Raw genomic sequence first — 14,774 nt, forward strand, 5'->3', positions numbered from 1 at the left:
TCATGACCCGTCTTCTTTTGCACATTGGGCACCCGAAGACAGGCACCACCGCTCTGCAATCTGTTTTATCTGCGAACGCAAAAAAACTACTGGATGAAGCTTCCATCCTTTACCCAACGCGCACCACTCCATCGGAGTACAAACACGCTTTTGCCATCCCCTGGCTTCTCGGCCTTGAGAATGAAGCGATTCGCAGACGCGGCCGCTGTAAAAACGAACACCTGAAAAAGCTCTCGCAACGGTACTGGGAATCCCTTGTCCAAGAGATCAGAGATACCAGACCCGAGCATCTCATCCTGAGCGCTGAAGGCTTCTGGATCCTCCGCAAAGCCAGCGAAGAGAAGATTGGCTTCTTCCGCGAAGCTATTCAGAGCATCGCCAGTGAAGTCAGCGTCGCGGGATACCTGAAAAGCCCAGCCTCGTACTTCACATCAATGATCAACCAGAAGCTGAGGAACTATCGCGAAGTTTTCCTACCGCGCCCAAACTATTACCGCAGCGCAATTCAAGCCTGGGAGAGCGTTGGCTTCAATCACTATAGCTGGCGCATCTTTGACCGCAGCCAACTCAGCAATGGCGACATCATCGACGACTTCTGCACCCATCACCTACCTCCCACATTCCAAGCAGAATCACTGAACCGCGAGGGCGTCGAACAAGCCAACTCGAGCGTGTCCAACGAAGCCCTTATTATTCTGGAAGAACTCGTTCAAGAGCGGCCGATTCTGCGAGAGAATATCTACGACCACCGGCGATCCAAGGTGGTCGATATCCTGCGTGATGCCGATCGATCCGTGGGAGGCCAGTGCAGGCCGTCACTCACAGAGCAGGCCAAAGCGTCGATCATCCGACGCTCCCATGATCTTGATTGGCTACGGGAGCGGGGTCTCAACTTCCCTGATGTGGATCCAGTCCTGATCAACACAGCACCGCGAGAGGACGATCCGGAGTGCTTTACATGCATCGCTGACTATTGCCCCATCAACGCGGAGCGACTCGGCGCGCTGCGCTCGGTTTCGGCGAGGAGGATCGACGCACTTTTCAATCCAAAAACCCGCAGGCTTTGGCCGCTTTTCAGCAATAAAAAGTAGTTCGCAAATTAGCGCTTCTGCACGCGGTCAAAAGCCTGGTCAACAGCACTACTAACAGCATCAGCCTGAATGCATGCAGGCAAAAAATAAAACCACGACAGCAGCGACGTGCATTGCCTCGGATCTTCACACCGAGTTACTGCACAAACGTTTTGCACCCCATCAAAGTCCCGATATCCCCGGGTCAGTCTGAAGTCTGTTGGCAGTGCCGCCATGATCCCGGCAGCCGAGATCACACCATCGCGAGCATCAGCCAAGATCGCCGAGCGAAGCGCGGTCGGCGCATAACGCCTCAGAGACGCAAACGGGGTATAGCTGCGCGTCTGATTGCGCAACCAGATCACACCTGGCTCGCTACTTAAAAACGTCGAGACCGCCCCAAGATCAACGGGATACTCCTTCACGAAGGCTGCGCGGAGTTCATCCTTCGTCCATCCCGAACGAGCAATCAGCTGACCCAGACCCCGATCAGCCACCACACCTGTTTGCACAAACTGGCGAAAGGCGGCGGGCGACGTACTCCAGACAGCACCCGCTGTACTGCTGCGAACGGGTGTCGTTCGCTCATTCGCCTTCACTGAAACGCCCGTGAGGAGAACGCCAACGCAAGCCACCACGACAAGAGCGCGATTCAGCACAGGCTTTGTGCGACACAGGGACCAGCGTGCCAGGAGTGCTCTCAGAGCGCCAGCTCAGTGCCGACCAGCTGCCAGGCCTGCCGCAACGTACCCGCATCTCCAAGGTTTCCAGGAAAGGTGATCACCGGCAAATCCCCCGCCAGCACCACCGATAGCCCCGGCAACAGCTGCCCCTGCAGCTCCACCGAGGCCTGATCCAGCCCATCGGCCAGCAACGTGTGCGTGGTGATGCCGCCCTTGCTGATGATCAGCCCGAGTTCAGGGGCCAGGGCCGCCGCCAAACGCGCCATCAACGCCGCCAACTCCTGACCGAGGCGCCGACGCTCCTGAGCAGAAGCACAGGCCAATTCACCACGGCTGGTGAACAACACCGGCGTTAGGCCCTGCTCCAAACATCGGCGCAATTCCGCCAGCCAGCTTTGCTCCAGAGACCCGAGCAGCTCGCGAGGCACCGGCCCATCCAGCACCCGCGCCAAGGTCTTCACCGGCAGCTCCATCCCGCGGCAACCCGGCTCCTGCAACAGCTGCTCGAGCTGCTGATCCGCCAGCGGCACGTGCGAACCCACCATCACCAAAACCGGCAGCGGCGCACCGCTCTGATCCCGGCGGCGCAGCTCCGCCAAGCCGGCGGCATCCAAGGGCTGCGGCGGCAGTGGCACCAACCCATTGATCAGGCTGGCCGCCGTCTGCAGCAACAACCGCCGCGGCCGCGCTGAGGACGAATCGCTCACCGCCCAGATGGCGGCACCGAGGGATTCCAGCTGCGCCGGTTGCTCCGCATCCAAGGCCACCACCTGATGATCGTGCAGGTCTGCTAACCGGGCGCGCAGGCTCTCGGGAGGCCCCTCCAGATCGGCCAGATCGATCCGCTCCACCGCCGCCGCTGGAATACGCCCAGCTGTTTTCTCCTCGACCCACTCAGCCAAATCACTGCTGCGGAAGCCGAAGAGGCGGTCGCGGGCAAAGGCCGTGGTGTGCACCGGTTCCCCGTGCAAGTAGTGCACGCCGCCGCGGGTGGTCCGCCCACCGGGCAAGAAGGCGGGGGCCAGCAAGGTGGCATCGAACGGCCCCAGCTCCTCGGCGATCGCATCCACCTCCACGGGGAAGTGCCCCCGCAAGGTGGAATCCCCACGGCTCACGATCAACCAGCGATCCAGCTCACCTGCAGCGGCGCGTTCCTCAAGCACCAGCCGCAGCGCCCGGCAGATCTCCCGTACCCGCTCCCGGGCCGCTTCAGGCTCCAGGGCCCGGGTGTTGGCCAACACGAAAAGCAACGGCGAGGGATGGCGCAGACCCTGCCGCAGGCTGTCCGGGTCCCAGCGCAGCAGCAGCGGCGCGCTATGCACCGTCTGCGACCCCGTGGGGTCGTCATCCAACACGATGACTTTGCGCCGCTCTGCCATGGCACCATCGTGCCGTGATCTGCCCTGAGCCCAGCGAGCTGCAGGAGCTGGTGCGGGACTGGCATCAGCAGGCCTTGCCCTGGCTCGCCGCCGGCAGTTGCAGCCGTTTGCAGTGGGGCGCGCCGGTGCTGCCCGGCAGTGGGGAAAGCGAACCACGCGTGCTCAGCACGCGCAAGCTCAACCAACTCGTTGAGCACTGCGCCGGCGATTTCACGGTGACGGTGCAAGCGGGGATGCCCCTGCAAACCCTGCAAGAAGAGCTGAGGGCAGCGGGCCAATGGCTGGCCATCGACTGGCCCTGGGGCAGTGGCCCCAACGGCGAAGCCAGCGGCACGGTGGGGGGCTTGGTGGCCCGGGGCCTGGCCGGGGGCCTACGCCAGCGCTATATGGGGGTGCGCGACCAGCTGATCGGTCTCAGCCTGCTGCGGGCCGATGGCACGGCCGCCAAAGCAGGCGGCAAGGTGGTGAAGAACGTGGCCGGCTACGACCTGATGCGCCTGTTCTGCGGCAGCTGGGGCAGCCTCGGCCTGATCACTCAGCTCACCCTGCGCACCTATCCCTTGCCTCGGCATCGCCGCGGCCTGCTGGTGCAAGGCCCCCTGGAGAACCTCGAGCAGCTGCGACGCCGTTGCCTCCAGGCTCCGCTGATGCCCCAGCGACTCGACTGGTGGAGCGCAGCGCTCGCTGGCCATGGTCAACCGGCCCTGCTGCTCGCCCTCGCCAGCGTGAGCAGCGCCGCCATCACCGATCAGCTCAGCCAGCATTGCGAGGCGGCGGCGGCACTCGGCCTGGAGGTGCAGGGCTTGGATGCCGATGTCCTGCTGGAGCTGGAAAGCCAGAGCCGCCAGGGCAGCGGCGCCTGGCTCCTGCAACTGGGCGTGAAGCCCGCCTCGGCGGCGGCCCTTCTGGCGGATCCTGCCTTGAACGGGGTGGCCTGCTGCTTGGCGGCGGGGCCCGGCCTGGGCGTGGCCTGGGCTGAAGCCGCCACCCTGCCCAGCTACCGGGTGGAGCAGCTGCGGCAGCGCTGCCGTGCCCTGGGCGGCCAGCTGAGTGTGCTGCTGCAGCCGGCGAGTGCAAACCCGCCCCTGCCCTGCTGGGAAGCCAGTCCCGCTTCCGCCGTGATCGAAGCGCTGAAACGGGAATTCGATCCGTTGCAACAACTGGCCCGCGGCCGGCTGCCGGGGGTGGTTCAGACCACTGTTAGCCGGTAGCGACAGCGAAGTTCGCAGCGTTCACCGGGCAGCAGGTGCTGTCCCAGCTCGCCGCGGGGTGCACTCCAGGGCTCAAGGCAGAGCATCGGCCTGGGCGGATCGCTCCACAACACGGCATGGACGAAGGGCGGCTGCATCTGCAGCTCCACAGCGGTGCCATCACCGGTGCACACCTGAGGCCCTGAACCAGCAGCGCCGAGGCATTCCACCCGCAGGTCCACGCCCTGCTCCAGCCGGGCCAGCTGGTCGGCCGTGGCTGCCTCGGCAGCTGTGAGGTGATCCCAACACTGCTCAGGCACGCCATCCACCCGGGCCTGAGCGAGGCTTTCCACCTGCAGATAGGGGTGCAGGCCCAGGGCAAACGGCATCGGCCCAGCGTCTGCCGCACCGGTCCGGTGTTCCACCACCGCTCGAATCGCCAGCGCATCGGGCTCGAGCTGATAGTCGAGGCTCAGTTGAAACCGAAAGGGATAGGCGCTGTGGGTGGCGGGACTATCGCTGAGGGTGAGGCGAATCCCATCGCCAGCCTCCAGCGCCGCAAGGTCCCAGGGCAAATCCCGCGCAAAGCCGTGCTGCGCCATCGGGAACGAACCCTGAGGCAACACCAACTGATTGCCCGGCAGGTTCCCGCACACGGGAAAGAGCACCGGGATGCCACCGCGCACGCTCTTGCTGGGATCCGCAAAACGCTCGGCATCGAAATACAGCCGCTCCTCGCCGCCGCAGCGCCAACCCACCACCAAACCACCCCGTTCGGGCACCACCCGCAGCTGATCGCCGCTGGCCGCCGTTAACACCCAATGGGGAAAGGGAGCATCGTGGCGGGTGAGGGTCATGGGAGCGTGGCCAGCCACTCCACCATGGCCCGGTTCACCTGATCCGGCACCTCGTCGTGGGGGCAATGGCCGGCTTGGAGCACCACCTCGGTGGTGTTGGCCGGGGCATGGCGCTGGAAAGCACCGCGACGACCGGCGGCATTGATCCACGGGTCGCGAATCCCCCAGAGCAGCAGCAGCGGGGCCTGCAGCTGTGCAAACAGCTCATCAAGGGGCTGGCCGCGGGGAATATCGAACACGGTGCGGAACACCCCGAAGGCACCAGGGTCGCGGCTCGGCCGCAGGATCGACTCGACCAACGCGTCGTCCACGTTGGTGGGGTCGATGTACACCTGCTTGAGAGTGCGGCGCACATTGCCGGGGCGGCGCATGTTCTCGAAGAGCAGCCGCTGCAGGATTGGGCTCTTGAGCAAAGCGCTGCCGATGGTGCGGCGGGTGATCGCACCCCAGCCCTTCGGTTCACCCTGCTCATCGGAGAAGGGGCCGGCTGCATTCAGCAAGGCCACGCCGGCGCACTGATCGCCCAACGCGGCCCCGGCCGCCAGGGCCGCGTAACCGCCGAGAGAATTGCCCACCAGCACCGTGGGCCGGCCGATGCGCTCGTGCACGTAGGCCACCAGCTGATTGCGCCACAGCGCACCGCCGTAGCGGGGGCCTGCGGGCTTCGCACTGCGGCCGAAGCCCAGCAAATCGAGGGCGTGCACCTCGTAGTGCTCGGCAAGCACGGGGATGTTGAAGCGCCAGTGGTCGGTGGACGCCCCGAAGCCATGCACCAAAAGAATCGCGGGGCCCTGGGTCGCGCCCTCGGGCTCACGGCTAAGGCTGTGGATCGGATGGCCCTCAAAGGACCACGCCGCTGCAACGGTCACCGGCAACACCTGGCTGGGTGGTGGATGCTAGGGAGACCTTCCCCGCCGGCTGCTGGTGCCCGACTGGATTCCCGAAAGCTGGGCCCTGCTGCTGCCCGGCACCGCGCTGTGGGCCCTGGCGGTGTACTTACCGCTGAGTGCCCCGCTCAGCCACCTCGAAGAGGCTCTGGCGGCAGGGCCACTGGATGAGAGCAGCCAGCTGGTGGCCCTGGTGGTGAGCAGCCTGCTGCTGGCCCTGGGCGCTGGGGCTGTGATCAACCTGGCCCTGGGCTGGGCTCTAGGCCCGGGCTGGGGCACAAGCCTGGGCCTCGTGGCGGCGCTCTACGGACTGTTCTGGGGGTTGGCCGCCAGCCGCAACGAGTAGACGGTTCAACACCGCCAGTCCAGCCAAGGCAATCCGGGGATGATCGCCGGGGTCGATGCCCGATAGGCCACGTACTCCGGGTGCACAACCAGCAGCATCCGCTCCTCTCGCCGGGCCTTGCCACCCAACACGGCGCAGAGCCCGAACAGCAGCGCCAGGTGCAACAGGCTGCCGAGGGCCAGCACCACCCCCAGCGAGCAGAGCAACACGGCCTGATACAGCGGATGGCGGCAGCGCCCGTAAGCGCCGCTGGTGATCAAGGCAGCGCCAGGTTTGGGATCCGGCAAAGGCGTGAGGCTGGACCCCAGCCGCCAAAAGGCCTGGGCCGCCAACAGCAGGCCCACCACAAACAGCAAGGCGCCAGCCAAAGCCACCGGCAGCGGCCAGGCGTACCCCCAGCTGCCCGGCGCCGGCCAGGGGGGTAACAGATGGGCCGCGATCAGCAGCATCTGCGCGAGCAGCCACCATTCGCCGTGGCGGTTGTCAAACCAACCGCCCCAGCTGAATTGCCAGCCTTTAAGTGGGGATTTCGGCGAGGGGGTCGAGGTCGGGTCCATCGCTCTTGCCAGCCAACACCAGTCTGAGCAGCACCGGCGCCAGGAAGGTGGTGCCGATCACCATCAACAAAATGGCGGCCTCAAGAGCAGGGCTGAGCAGCTTCGCCTGGGTGCCAAGGCCCAGGAAGATCAAGCCCACTTCGCCGCGGGGCATCATCCCTAAGCCCACCACCAGGCGCTGGGTGGGTTGGTTGGAGAGGAAGCACCAGCCCGCCACCACCTTGCCGGCGATGGCCACCACCAGCAGGAAGGCGGCCACCACCAAGCCTGGGCGGTTGGCGGGATCGAGGGGGTTGAGCACCGAGAGATCCATGCCGGTGCCGATCAACACAAAGAAAATCGTGGCGAACAGCGCCACCACAGGCTTCACCGCGGCTTCGATCGCGTGGCTGTGGTTCGACTTGCTCAGGATCAAGCCGGCCGCAAACGCGCCCAGCGCCGCCTCAAGACCGATGGCGGTGGCGGCGAAGCAGCAGAGGGTGAGCACCACGAAGGAGGCAACCACCACATCACCGGGGGCCTTGAGCCGATCAATCACCCAATCGAAGCCAGGCGCCGCAGTGCGACTCAGGCCGATGGCCGCCACCACAAACACCACCGCGGCGGCCACCAGCTTGAGGATCGGGCCGACCTCCAGGCTGCCGCCACCGGCGAGGCTCACCACCACCGCGAGGATCACGATGCCGAGGATGTCGTCGAGCACGGCGGCGCCAATCACAATTTGGCCCTCGCGCGAGCGCAGCATCTTCAGCTCGCCAAACACGCTGGCGGTGATGCCGATGCTCGTGGCCGTCATCGAGGCCCCGGCAAACACCGCCGGGATCACCTCCACGTGAAACAGGCCCATCAGGCCAGCGGTGCCCAGGGCGAAGGGCAGCACCACCCCTGCCACAGCCACCGTGGTGGCCTGGGTACCCACCGCCACCAGCTCATCGAGATCACTCTCAAGCCCTGTGAGGAAGAGCAGCGCAAACAGTCCGAGGGTGGCCACGGTCTGCAGCGAGGGGAAGGTTTCGGCGTAGAGGTGCGTGACCACATCCGGCGGCACATCCGCCAGCGAGCCCACCAGCTGCAACAGGCCCTGGCTCACAGCGGCCTGGGTTTCCGGCGGAACGATCAGATGCAGGCCGGAGGCACCAATGATCACACCAGCGACCAGCTCCCCAAGGATCGTGGGCAGCTGCCAGCGCACGAGCAGCTCAGCCAGCAACCTGGCGGCCACAAAAATCACCAGGAAGCGGCCAACCCCGATCAGGGTTTCAGCCACCTCGAGCTGGTGCGCTCCGATCTCCGGCATCAACGACGTGGGCAATTCCGCACGAGAGTCTCGCCCTGCCGGGCTACGCCCTGTGACAACGGCTACGTTCCGCGAAGAGCCTGAGGGTGCCTCCCCATGACCCTGAGCCCAGCCAACACAGCGGCTGCCATCTCCAACGAGCAGCTTGAGCGGATCGATGCCTGGTGGCGCGCCGCCAACTATCTGGCGGTGGGGATGATCTACCTCCAGGACAACCCGCTGCTCAGCGAGCCGCTGCGGCCCGAACACATCAAGAACCGCCTTCTGGGCCACTGGGGCTCAAGCCCGGGCCAGGCCTTCATCTGGGCCCACGCCAACCGGCTGATCCGCGAGCACAACCTCGACATGATCTATTTGTCGGGGCCAGGGCACGGGGCACCGGGGGTGCTCGGACCCACCTATCTCGATGGCTCCTACTCGGAGATCTACCCCGACAAATCGCAGGATGCGACTGGGCTCCAGCGGTTTTTCAAGCAGTTTTCCTTCCCCGGCCACATCGGCAGCCACTGCACCCCGGAAACCCCCGGCTCCATCCATGAGGGAGGCGAACTGGGTTACGTGCTCTCGCACGCCTGCGGCGCCGTGTTCGACAACCCCGATCTGATCGCCCTGGCCTGCGTGGGCGATGGCGAAGCGGAAACCGGCCCGCTGGCCACCAGCTGGCACATCAACAAGTTCCTCAACCCGATCAGCGATGGCGCCGTGCTGCCGGTGCTGCACCTGAACGGCTACAAGATCGCCAACCCCACCCTGCTGGCGCGGATCCCGCGGGAGGAGCTGGCCAGTTTGCTGCGGGGCTACGGCTGGGAGCCCCTGTTTGTGGAGGGGAGTGAGCCGATGGCGATGCACGCCGCCATGGCCTCCGCCATGGACCACGCCATCGGCCGCATCCAAGCCATTCAGACCGAAGCACGCCGCAGCGGCGAAGCCCAACGGCCCCACTGGCCGATGCTCGTGTTGCGCTCCCCCAAAGGCTGGACCGGTCCTGCCGCCCTGGGCGACAAGAAGCTGGAGGGGTTCTGGCGGGCCCACCAGGTGCCCCTGCCCAACCCCCGCCACGACAGCGCCCAGCTGCAGCAGCTGGAGGGCTGGCTGAAGAGCTACCGGCCCTGGGAGCTGTTCGATGAAGAGGGCAGGCTCAAGCCCGAGCTCCAGGCCCTCTCACCGCAGGGCAACCGCCGGATGGGCTCCAATCCCCATGCCAATGGCGGTCTGTTGCGGCGCAAGCTGCAGCTGCCTGCCATCGCCAACTACGCCGTGGCGGTGCCCAAGCCGGGCAGCGTGCAGCACGAGAACACGGCGGTGCTCGGCGAACTCCTGCGGGATGCGATTGGCCTGAACCCCGATTCACTGCGGGTGTTCGGCCCGGATGAAACCGCCTCCAACCGCCTGCAGGCGATCTACGAGCAAAGCAAAAAGGTGTGGATGGAGGACTTCCTGCCGGAAGACCTCAACGGCAGCGAGCTCTCCCGCAGCGGCCGCGTGGTGGAAATGCTCAGCGAGCACACACTGGTGGGAATGATGGAGGGTTATCTGCTCACCGGCCGTTACGGCTTCTTCCACACCTACGAGGCCTTCGCCCATGTGATCGCCTCGATGTTCAACCAGCACGCCAAGTGGTTGGAGAGCTGCCTGCATCACGCCCCCTGGCGCGCGCCGATCGCCCCCTGGACGTGTCTGATCTCCTCCACCGTGTGGCGGCAAGACCACAACGGCTTCACCCACCAGGATCCCGGCTTCATCGATCTGGCGGGCAACAAGAGCGGCGATGTGGTGCGGGTCTACCTCCCCGCCGATGCAAATGCACTGCTGGCGGTGGCTGAAGAGGCGCTGGTGGAGCCAAATGTGTGCAACATCATCGTGAGCGATAAGCAGAAGCACCTGCAGTACCTCACCCTGGAGCAGGCCCGTGCCCATGTGGCCAAGGGGATCGGCCTGTGGAGCTGGGCAAGCAACGACCACAACGGCCATGAGCCCGATGAACCCGATGTGGTGATGGCCTGCGCCGGAGACATCCCCACCAAGGAAACGTTGGCGGCGGTGCAAATCCTGCGACGCGAGATCCCAAGCCTGAAGGTGCGCGTGCTGAATGTGGTGAAACTCTTCGCCCTCACCCAGCCCAGCGAGCACCCCCACGGCCTCAGTGATCGTGATTTCGACACACTGTTCACCACCGACCGACCGGTGATCTTCAACTTCCACGGTTACCCGTGGCTGATCCACCGCCTCACCTACCGCCGCACCAACCACGGCAACTTCCACGTGCGCGGATACAAGGAGAAGGGCAACATCAACACCCCGCTCGAGCTGGCGATGAACAACCAGATCGACCGCTTCAATCTGGTGATCGATGTGATTGACCGTGTACCGGGGTTAGGGTCACGCGCCGCCCATGTGAAAGAGCAGATGAAGGAGGCGATCCTCGCCAATCGGCGCTATGCCCATGAGCACGGCATGGATGCCCCCGCCATCACTGATTGGCAATGGACCGCCACCGATCGCAACTGCCAGGAGGCCAACTGATGCACGAGCCCCAACCCCGCCACCTGCAGCTGCCCACCCCGGGTTGCTACGCCGACCCCGACCGCAGCGGCCTCAGCGCCGATGACGTGTTCGACGGCATGGCCGAACACCTCTTCTACACCCTCGGAAAGCTCGCCCCCACCGCCAGTCGCCACGACCTCTACCTGGCCCTGAGCCACGCCGTGCGCGACCGGCTGATGACCCGCTATCTGGCGGGCATCGAAGCGATCAACGCCACCCCCACCCGCGTGGTGGCCTACCTCTCGGCCGAATTCCTGATTGGCCCGCAGCTGGGCAACAACCTGCTGATGCTCGGCATCCAGGAGGCAGCCGAAGAAGCCCTGCGGCGCTTCGGCATCGAACGGCTCGACGAAATCCTCGAAGTGGAAGAGGAGCCCGGCCTGGGCAATGGCGGCCTCGGGCGCCTGGCGGCCTGCTTCATGGAATCGCTGGCCAGCCTCGAGATCCCGGCCACCGGCTACGGCATCCGCTACGAGTTCGGGATCTTCGATCAGCTGATCCGCGATGGCTGGCAGGTGGAGATCACCGATAAATGGCTCAAGGGGGGGTGGCCCTGGGAAATCCCCCACCCGGATCAGGCCTGTTTCGTGGGCTTCGGCGGCCGCACCGAGAGCTACCGCGATGAACGCGGCAACTACCGCGTGCGCTGGATCCCGGAGGAACATGCCATCGGTGTGCCCCACGACGTGCCGGTGCTCGGCTACCGCGTGAACACCTGCGACCGGCTGCGGCTCTGGCGGGCCGATGCCAGCGAGAGCTTCGATTTCTATGCCTTCAACATCGGCGACTACTACGGCGCCGTGGAAGAGAAGGTGGGCAGCGAGACCCTCTCCAAGGTGCTCTATCCCAACGACGGCACCGATGAGGGCCGCCGCCTGCGCCTGAAGCAGCAGCACTTCTTCGTGAGCTGCTCCCTGCAAGACATGCTGCGCAACCTCGACCAGCGGGGCATCCCCGTGCACGAGTTCCCCGATCACTGGGCGGTGCAGCTCAACGACACCCACCCGGCGATCGCGGTGGCCGAACTGATGCGGCTGCTGATCGACGACAAGCACCTGGAGTGGGATCAGGCCTGGGACATCACCAGCCGCTCACTCGCTTACACCAACCACACCCTGTTGCCGGAAGCCCTGGAGAAATGGGGCCTGCCGTTGTTCGGCTCGTTGCTGCCCCGCCACCTGGAGCTGATCTACGAGATCAACCGCCGCTTCCTGCAAACCGTGCGCCTGAAGTATCCGGGCAACGAAGCACTGCTGCGCAAGGTGTCGATCATTGATGAGGAGGGCAGCAAGGCCGTGCGAATGGCCAACCTGGCCACGGTGGCCTCCCACCACGTGAACGGCGTGGCGGCCCTGCACAGCGAACTGGTGCGCACCAAGCTGCTGCCGGAATTCGCGGCGCTCTGGCCCGAGAAATTCACCAATGTGACCAATGGCGTCACCCCCCGCCGTTGGGTAGCCCTGGCGAATCCAGCCCTGCGCCAGCTGCTGGCCGAAACCATCGGCGAGGGCTGGGTTGCCGATCTCGATCAACTGCGCCAGCTGGAGCAATACCAGAACGACAGCAGCTTCCTGGAGCGCTGGGAGCAGACCAAGCTCGCCAGCAAACGCCACCTGGCCAGCTACATCCACCGCCAGAGTGGCCTGCTGGTGGATCCCGCCTCACTGTTTGATGTGCAGGTGAAGCGCATCCACGAATACAAGCGTCAACACCTCAACGCCCTGCAGGTGATCGCCCACTACCTGCGCATCAAAAACGGCCAGGCCGAAGGCATGGCGCCGCGCACGGTGATCTTCGGCGGCAAGGCAGCGCCGGGTTACTACATGGCGAAGCTGATCATCCGCTTCCTCAACGGCATCGCCGAAACGGTGAACGCCGATCCCGACATGGATGGGCGCCTGCGGGTGGTGTTCCTGCCGGATTACAACGTGAAGCTGGGGGAACGGGTGTATCCGGCCTCCGATCTCTCCGAGCAGATCTCCACCGCCGGCCTGGAGGCCTCCGGCACCGGCAACATGAAATTCGCCATGAATGGCGCCCTCACGATCGGCACACTCGATGGCGCCAATGTGGAGATCCGCGAGCAGGTGGGCGCCGACAACTTCTTCCTGTTTGGCATGACCGAAACGGAAGTGACCGCTCTTCACACCGAGGGCTATCGCCCCTGGGAGCTGATCGCCCAACAACCCGAGCTGCGCGAAGTGCTCAAGCTGGTGGAGCAGGGCCACTTCAGCAACGGCGATGGTGATCTATTCCGGCCACTGCTGGAAAACCTCACCGGCCGCGATCCCTTCTTCGTGCTGGCGGATTTTGCGGATTATCTGCGGGTGCAGCAGCAGGTGAGCCAGGCCTGGGCCGATCGCAACGCCTGGAACCGCATGTCGCTACTGAACAGCGCCCGCACCGGCTTCTTCTCCTCAGATCGCTCGATCCGCGACTACGCCGAGCGGATCTGGAAGGCGGAAAGCTTCCCGGTAACGATCACCTGCAACCTCGACGAGTAGAGCCGCAATGCTGCTGGTGCTCAATGTGGGCAGCTCCAGCCTCAAGGCCGCCGTGCTCACCGCCACGGCGGCCAGCGCCTGCGAACACTGGCGCGCCGAAGCGGATCGGCAGGGCCCACTGGCGGAGCAACTCAGCCAGTGGCTGGCGCCCCAGCTGGAACCCTGGCGGCCCCAGCTCCAGGCAGCCGGCCATCGGGTGGTGCATGGCGGTGAGGCGTTCACCGCCACCACCCGGGTGACGCCCGCGGTGTTGGAGCAGCTGGATGCGATCTCGGCCCTTGCCCCACTGCACAATCCGCCGGCCCTGGAGGCGATCCGCTGGCTGCAGGCCTGGCAGCCACAACTCCCCCAGTGGGCCTGTTTCGACACGGCCTTCCACGCCAGCCTGCCCCCAGAAGCCAGCACCTACGCCATCCCCACCGCCTGGCGGCAACAGGGCTGCCGCCGCTATGGCTTCCATGGCCTCAATCACCAGCATGTGGCCGAGGCCGTGGCCTGCCCACGATTGATCAGCGCCCATCTCGGGGCGGGCTGCTCCCTGGCCGCCGTGCGCGATGGCCGCAGCATCGACACCACCATGGGCTTCACCCCGCTGGAGGGGCTGGTGATGGCCAGCCGCAGCGGCAGTGTCGACCCTGGCTTGCTGCTGCATCTGCAACGCCAGGGCCTGAGCCTGGAGGACCTGGATCAAGGGCTGAATCGCCAGAGCGGCCTGCTGGGGCTATCGGAGCTGAGCGGTGATTGGCGCCAGCTGCGCTCAGCCGCAGGGGCGGGTCATCACGGCGCTCGGCTCGCACTCGCGGTGTTCCTGCACCGGTTGCGGCGCGAGATCGGAGCGATGGCCGCCAGCCTGGGGGGCGTGGATCAGATCGCCCTGAGCGGCGGCATCGGCGCCCACGACGATCAACTCCTCGAAGAGCTCAAAGCCACCCTGAGCTGGCTGGGTCCCGTGGGCTGGCTGCGCGTACCCGCCGATGAAGAGGGCATGATCGCCCGACTGATCAGCCGGGCAGATCCGGTGTTTGGTGCAGGAGGCGGTTGAGCCGCAGCCGATCGGCATTGAGTGGATCGGGAGCCAGCTCACCCGCCAGCTCACGGAAGGTTTGCTCCACGGCTTCGGGCACGCGCACATCAAAGATGCGCTCCATCAGGGCCTCGATCGAAAACAGATGGGCGTTGATGTTTTCGAGGTCGGCGATGGCCTGTTGCATCGCGTCTTGCTCAGCGGGCTCGGCGGGGCCACCAGCAGCGGCGGCAGGGGCCACGGCGTTCTCCGCGTCGCCATGGGTTTTCTGCAGTTCTTCGAGGGCGCGACCGGCCAGGGTGCGAAATGACTGCAACGCAGCCCAGCTGAGCTCCTGCTGCTGCCGCAGGGTGGGGTTCTCCCGGATCAGACGGTCGTGCTCCCGGTAGAAGCGCTGGCAGTCAGGGCATTGGCAGGGCTCTTCCGGCACCGCAGT

The 14,774-nt window shown here is 65.3% G+C and carries 13 protein-coding genes; 6 read left to right on the top strand and 7 right to left on the bottom strand.

Annotated elements, in window-relative coordinates; translation table 11 throughout:
* Positions 1-2: 2 nt before the first annotated feature.
* On the top strand, positions 3-1,091 hold the full coding sequence (locus KUL97_RS10120) for a hypothetical protein (RefSeq protein WP_217796869.1): 1,089 nt from the start codon (positions 3-5) through the stop codon (positions 1,089-1,091).
* An 8-nt stretch (positions 1,092-1,099) separates the two neighbouring features.
* Here the strand turns inward: KUL97_RS10120 and KUL97_RS10125 are convergent, their stop codons facing one another.
* Both KUL97_RS10125 and KUL97_RS10130 read right to left on the bottom strand, forming a co-directional pair.
* Positions 1,100-1,729 carry a protein phosphatase gene (locus KUL97_RS10125; protein ID WP_368656137.1) on the bottom strand — a complete coding sequence of 210 codons (630 nt, stop codon included), beginning with the start codon at positions 1,727-1,729 and terminating at the stop codon, positions 1,100-1,102.
* Positions 1,730-1,770: 41 nt separating this feature from the next.
* Complete coding sequence (locus tag KUL97_RS10130) at positions 1,771-3,132, bottom strand: four-carbon acid sugar kinase family protein (RefSeq protein ID WP_217796870.1); 1,362 nt, start codon at positions 3,130-3,132, stop codon at positions 1,771-1,773.
* Positions 3,133-3,146: 14 nt separating this feature from the next.
* On the opposite strand from KUL97_RS10130, the gene KUL97_RS10135 reads away from it, so the two are divergent.
* Positions 3,147-4,343: an FAD-binding oxidoreductase gene (locus KUL97_RS10135; protein WP_217796871.1), complete on the top strand. Its 1,197-nt coding sequence runs from the start codon at positions 3,147-3,149 to the stop codon at positions 4,341-4,343.
* Here the strand turns inward: KUL97_RS10135 and KUL97_RS10140 are convergent.
* Together KUL97_RS10140 and KUL97_RS10145 are read right to left on the bottom strand one after the other, a co-directional pair.
* Entirely contained in the window at positions 4,322-5,179 is an 858-nt protein-coding gene (locus tag KUL97_RS10140) for a galactose mutarotase (RefSeq protein ID WP_217796872.1), read from the bottom strand. The genes KUL97_RS10135 and KUL97_RS10140 overlap by 22 nt on opposite strands.
* A complete protein-coding gene (locus KUL97_RS10145; RefSeq protein ID WP_217796873.1) occupies positions 5,176-6,048 on the bottom strand; it encodes an alpha/beta fold hydrolase in 873 nt (290 codons plus the stop codon). Before KUL97_RS10145 ends, KUL97_RS10140 begins: the two co-directional genes overlap by 4 nt.
* Positions 6,049-6,103: 55 nt before the next feature.
* Here KUL97_RS10145 and KUL97_RS10150 point away from each other — a divergent pair, with 55 nt between their 5' ends.
* The gene (locus KUL97_RS10150; RefSeq protein ID WP_368656138.1) at positions 6,104-6,412 is read left to right on the top strand and encodes a hypothetical protein; all 309 of its coding nucleotides are present in this window, start codon (positions 6,104-6,106) and stop codon (positions 6,410-6,412) included.
* A 5-nt stretch (positions 6,413-6,417) separates the two neighbouring features.
* Here KUL97_RS10150 and KUL97_RS10155 read toward each other — a convergent pair whose 3' ends face one another.
* Entirely contained in the window at positions 6,418-6,969 is a 552-nt protein-coding gene (locus KUL97_RS10155) for an isoprenylcysteine carboxylmethyltransferase family protein (RefSeq protein WP_217796874.1), read from the bottom strand.
* A complete protein-coding gene (locus KUL97_RS10160; RefSeq protein ID WP_217796875.1) occupies positions 6,929-8,266 on the bottom strand; it encodes a cation:proton antiporter in 1,338 nt (445 codons plus the stop codon). The genes KUL97_RS10155 and KUL97_RS10160 overlap by 41 nt, the downstream gene beginning before the upstream one ends.
* A 96-nt stretch (positions 8,267-8,362) precedes the next feature.
* On the opposite strand from KUL97_RS10160, the gene KUL97_RS10165 reads away from it, so the two are divergent.
* The 3 genes from KUL97_RS10165 to KUL97_RS10175 are packed head-to-tail and all read left to right on the top strand — an operon-like array spanning position 8,363 to position 14,356.
* Positions 8,363-10,789: a phosphoketolase gene (locus KUL97_RS10165; protein WP_217796876.1), complete on the top strand. Its 2,427-nt coding sequence runs from the start codon at positions 8,363-8,365 to the stop codon at positions 10,787-10,789.
* Positions 10,789-13,314 (top strand): glycogen/starch/alpha-glucan phosphorylase, encoded by a 2,526-nt coding sequence (locus KUL97_RS10170; protein ID WP_217796877.1) that lies wholly within the window; start codon positions 10,789-10,791, stop codon positions 13,312-13,314. The genes KUL97_RS10165 and KUL97_RS10170 overlap by 1 nt, the downstream gene beginning before the upstream one ends.
* Before the next feature lie 7 nt (positions 13,315-13,321).
* A complete protein-coding gene (locus tag KUL97_RS10175; protein ID WP_217796878.1) occupies positions 13,322-14,356 on the top strand; it encodes an acetate/propionate family kinase in 1,035 nt (344 codons plus the stop codon).
* Here KUL97_RS10175 and KUL97_RS10180 read toward each other — a convergent pair.
* The gene (locus KUL97_RS10180; RefSeq protein WP_217796879.1) at positions 14,316-14,768 is read right to left on the bottom strand and encodes a hypothetical protein; all 453 of its coding nucleotides are present in this window, start codon (positions 14,766-14,768) and stop codon (positions 14,316-14,318) included. The genes KUL97_RS10175 and KUL97_RS10180 overlap by 41 nt on opposite strands.
* Positions 14,769-14,774: the final 6 nt, after the last annotated feature.

Source organism: Synechococcus sp. HK05 (assembly GCF_019104765.1).
Taxonomy (GTDB): domain Bacteria; phylum Cyanobacteriota; class Cyanobacteriia; order PCC-6307; family Cyanobiaceae; genus Vulcanococcus.

Bases quoted from the DNA above. Each gene is read 5' to 3' on its own strand.
- KUL97_RS10140 (WP_217796872.1), bottom strand. From the start codon at position 5,179: ATGACCCTCACCCGCCACGATGCTCCCTTTCCCCATTGGGTGTTAACG.
- KUL97_RS10130 (WP_217796870.1), bottom strand. From the start codon at position 3,132: ATGGCAGAGCGGCGCAAAGTCATCGTGTTGGATGACGACCCCACGGGG.
- KUL97_RS10120 (WP_217796869.1), top strand. From the start codon at position 3: ATGACCCGTCTTCTTTTGCACATTGGGCACCCGAAGACAGGCACCACC.
- KUL97_RS10160 (WP_217796875.1), bottom strand. From the start codon at position 8,266: ATGCCGGAGATCGGAGCGCACCAGCTCGAGGTGGCTGAAACCCTGATC.
- KUL97_RS10170 (WP_217796877.1), top strand. From the start codon at position 10,789: ATGCACGAGCCCCAACCCCGCCACCTGCAGCTGCCCACCCCGGGTTGC.
- KUL97_RS10155 (WP_217796874.1), bottom strand. From the start codon at position 6,969: ATGGACCCGACCTCGACCCCCTCGCCGAAATCCCCACTTAAAGGCTGG.
- KUL97_RS10165 (WP_217796876.1), top strand. From the start codon at position 8,363: ATGACCCTGAGCCCAGCCAACACAGCGGCTGCCATCTCCAACGAGCAG.
- KUL97_RS10175 (WP_217796878.1), top strand. From the start codon at position 13,322: ATGCTGCTGGTGCTCAATGTGGGCAGCTCCAGCCTCAAGGCCGCCGTG.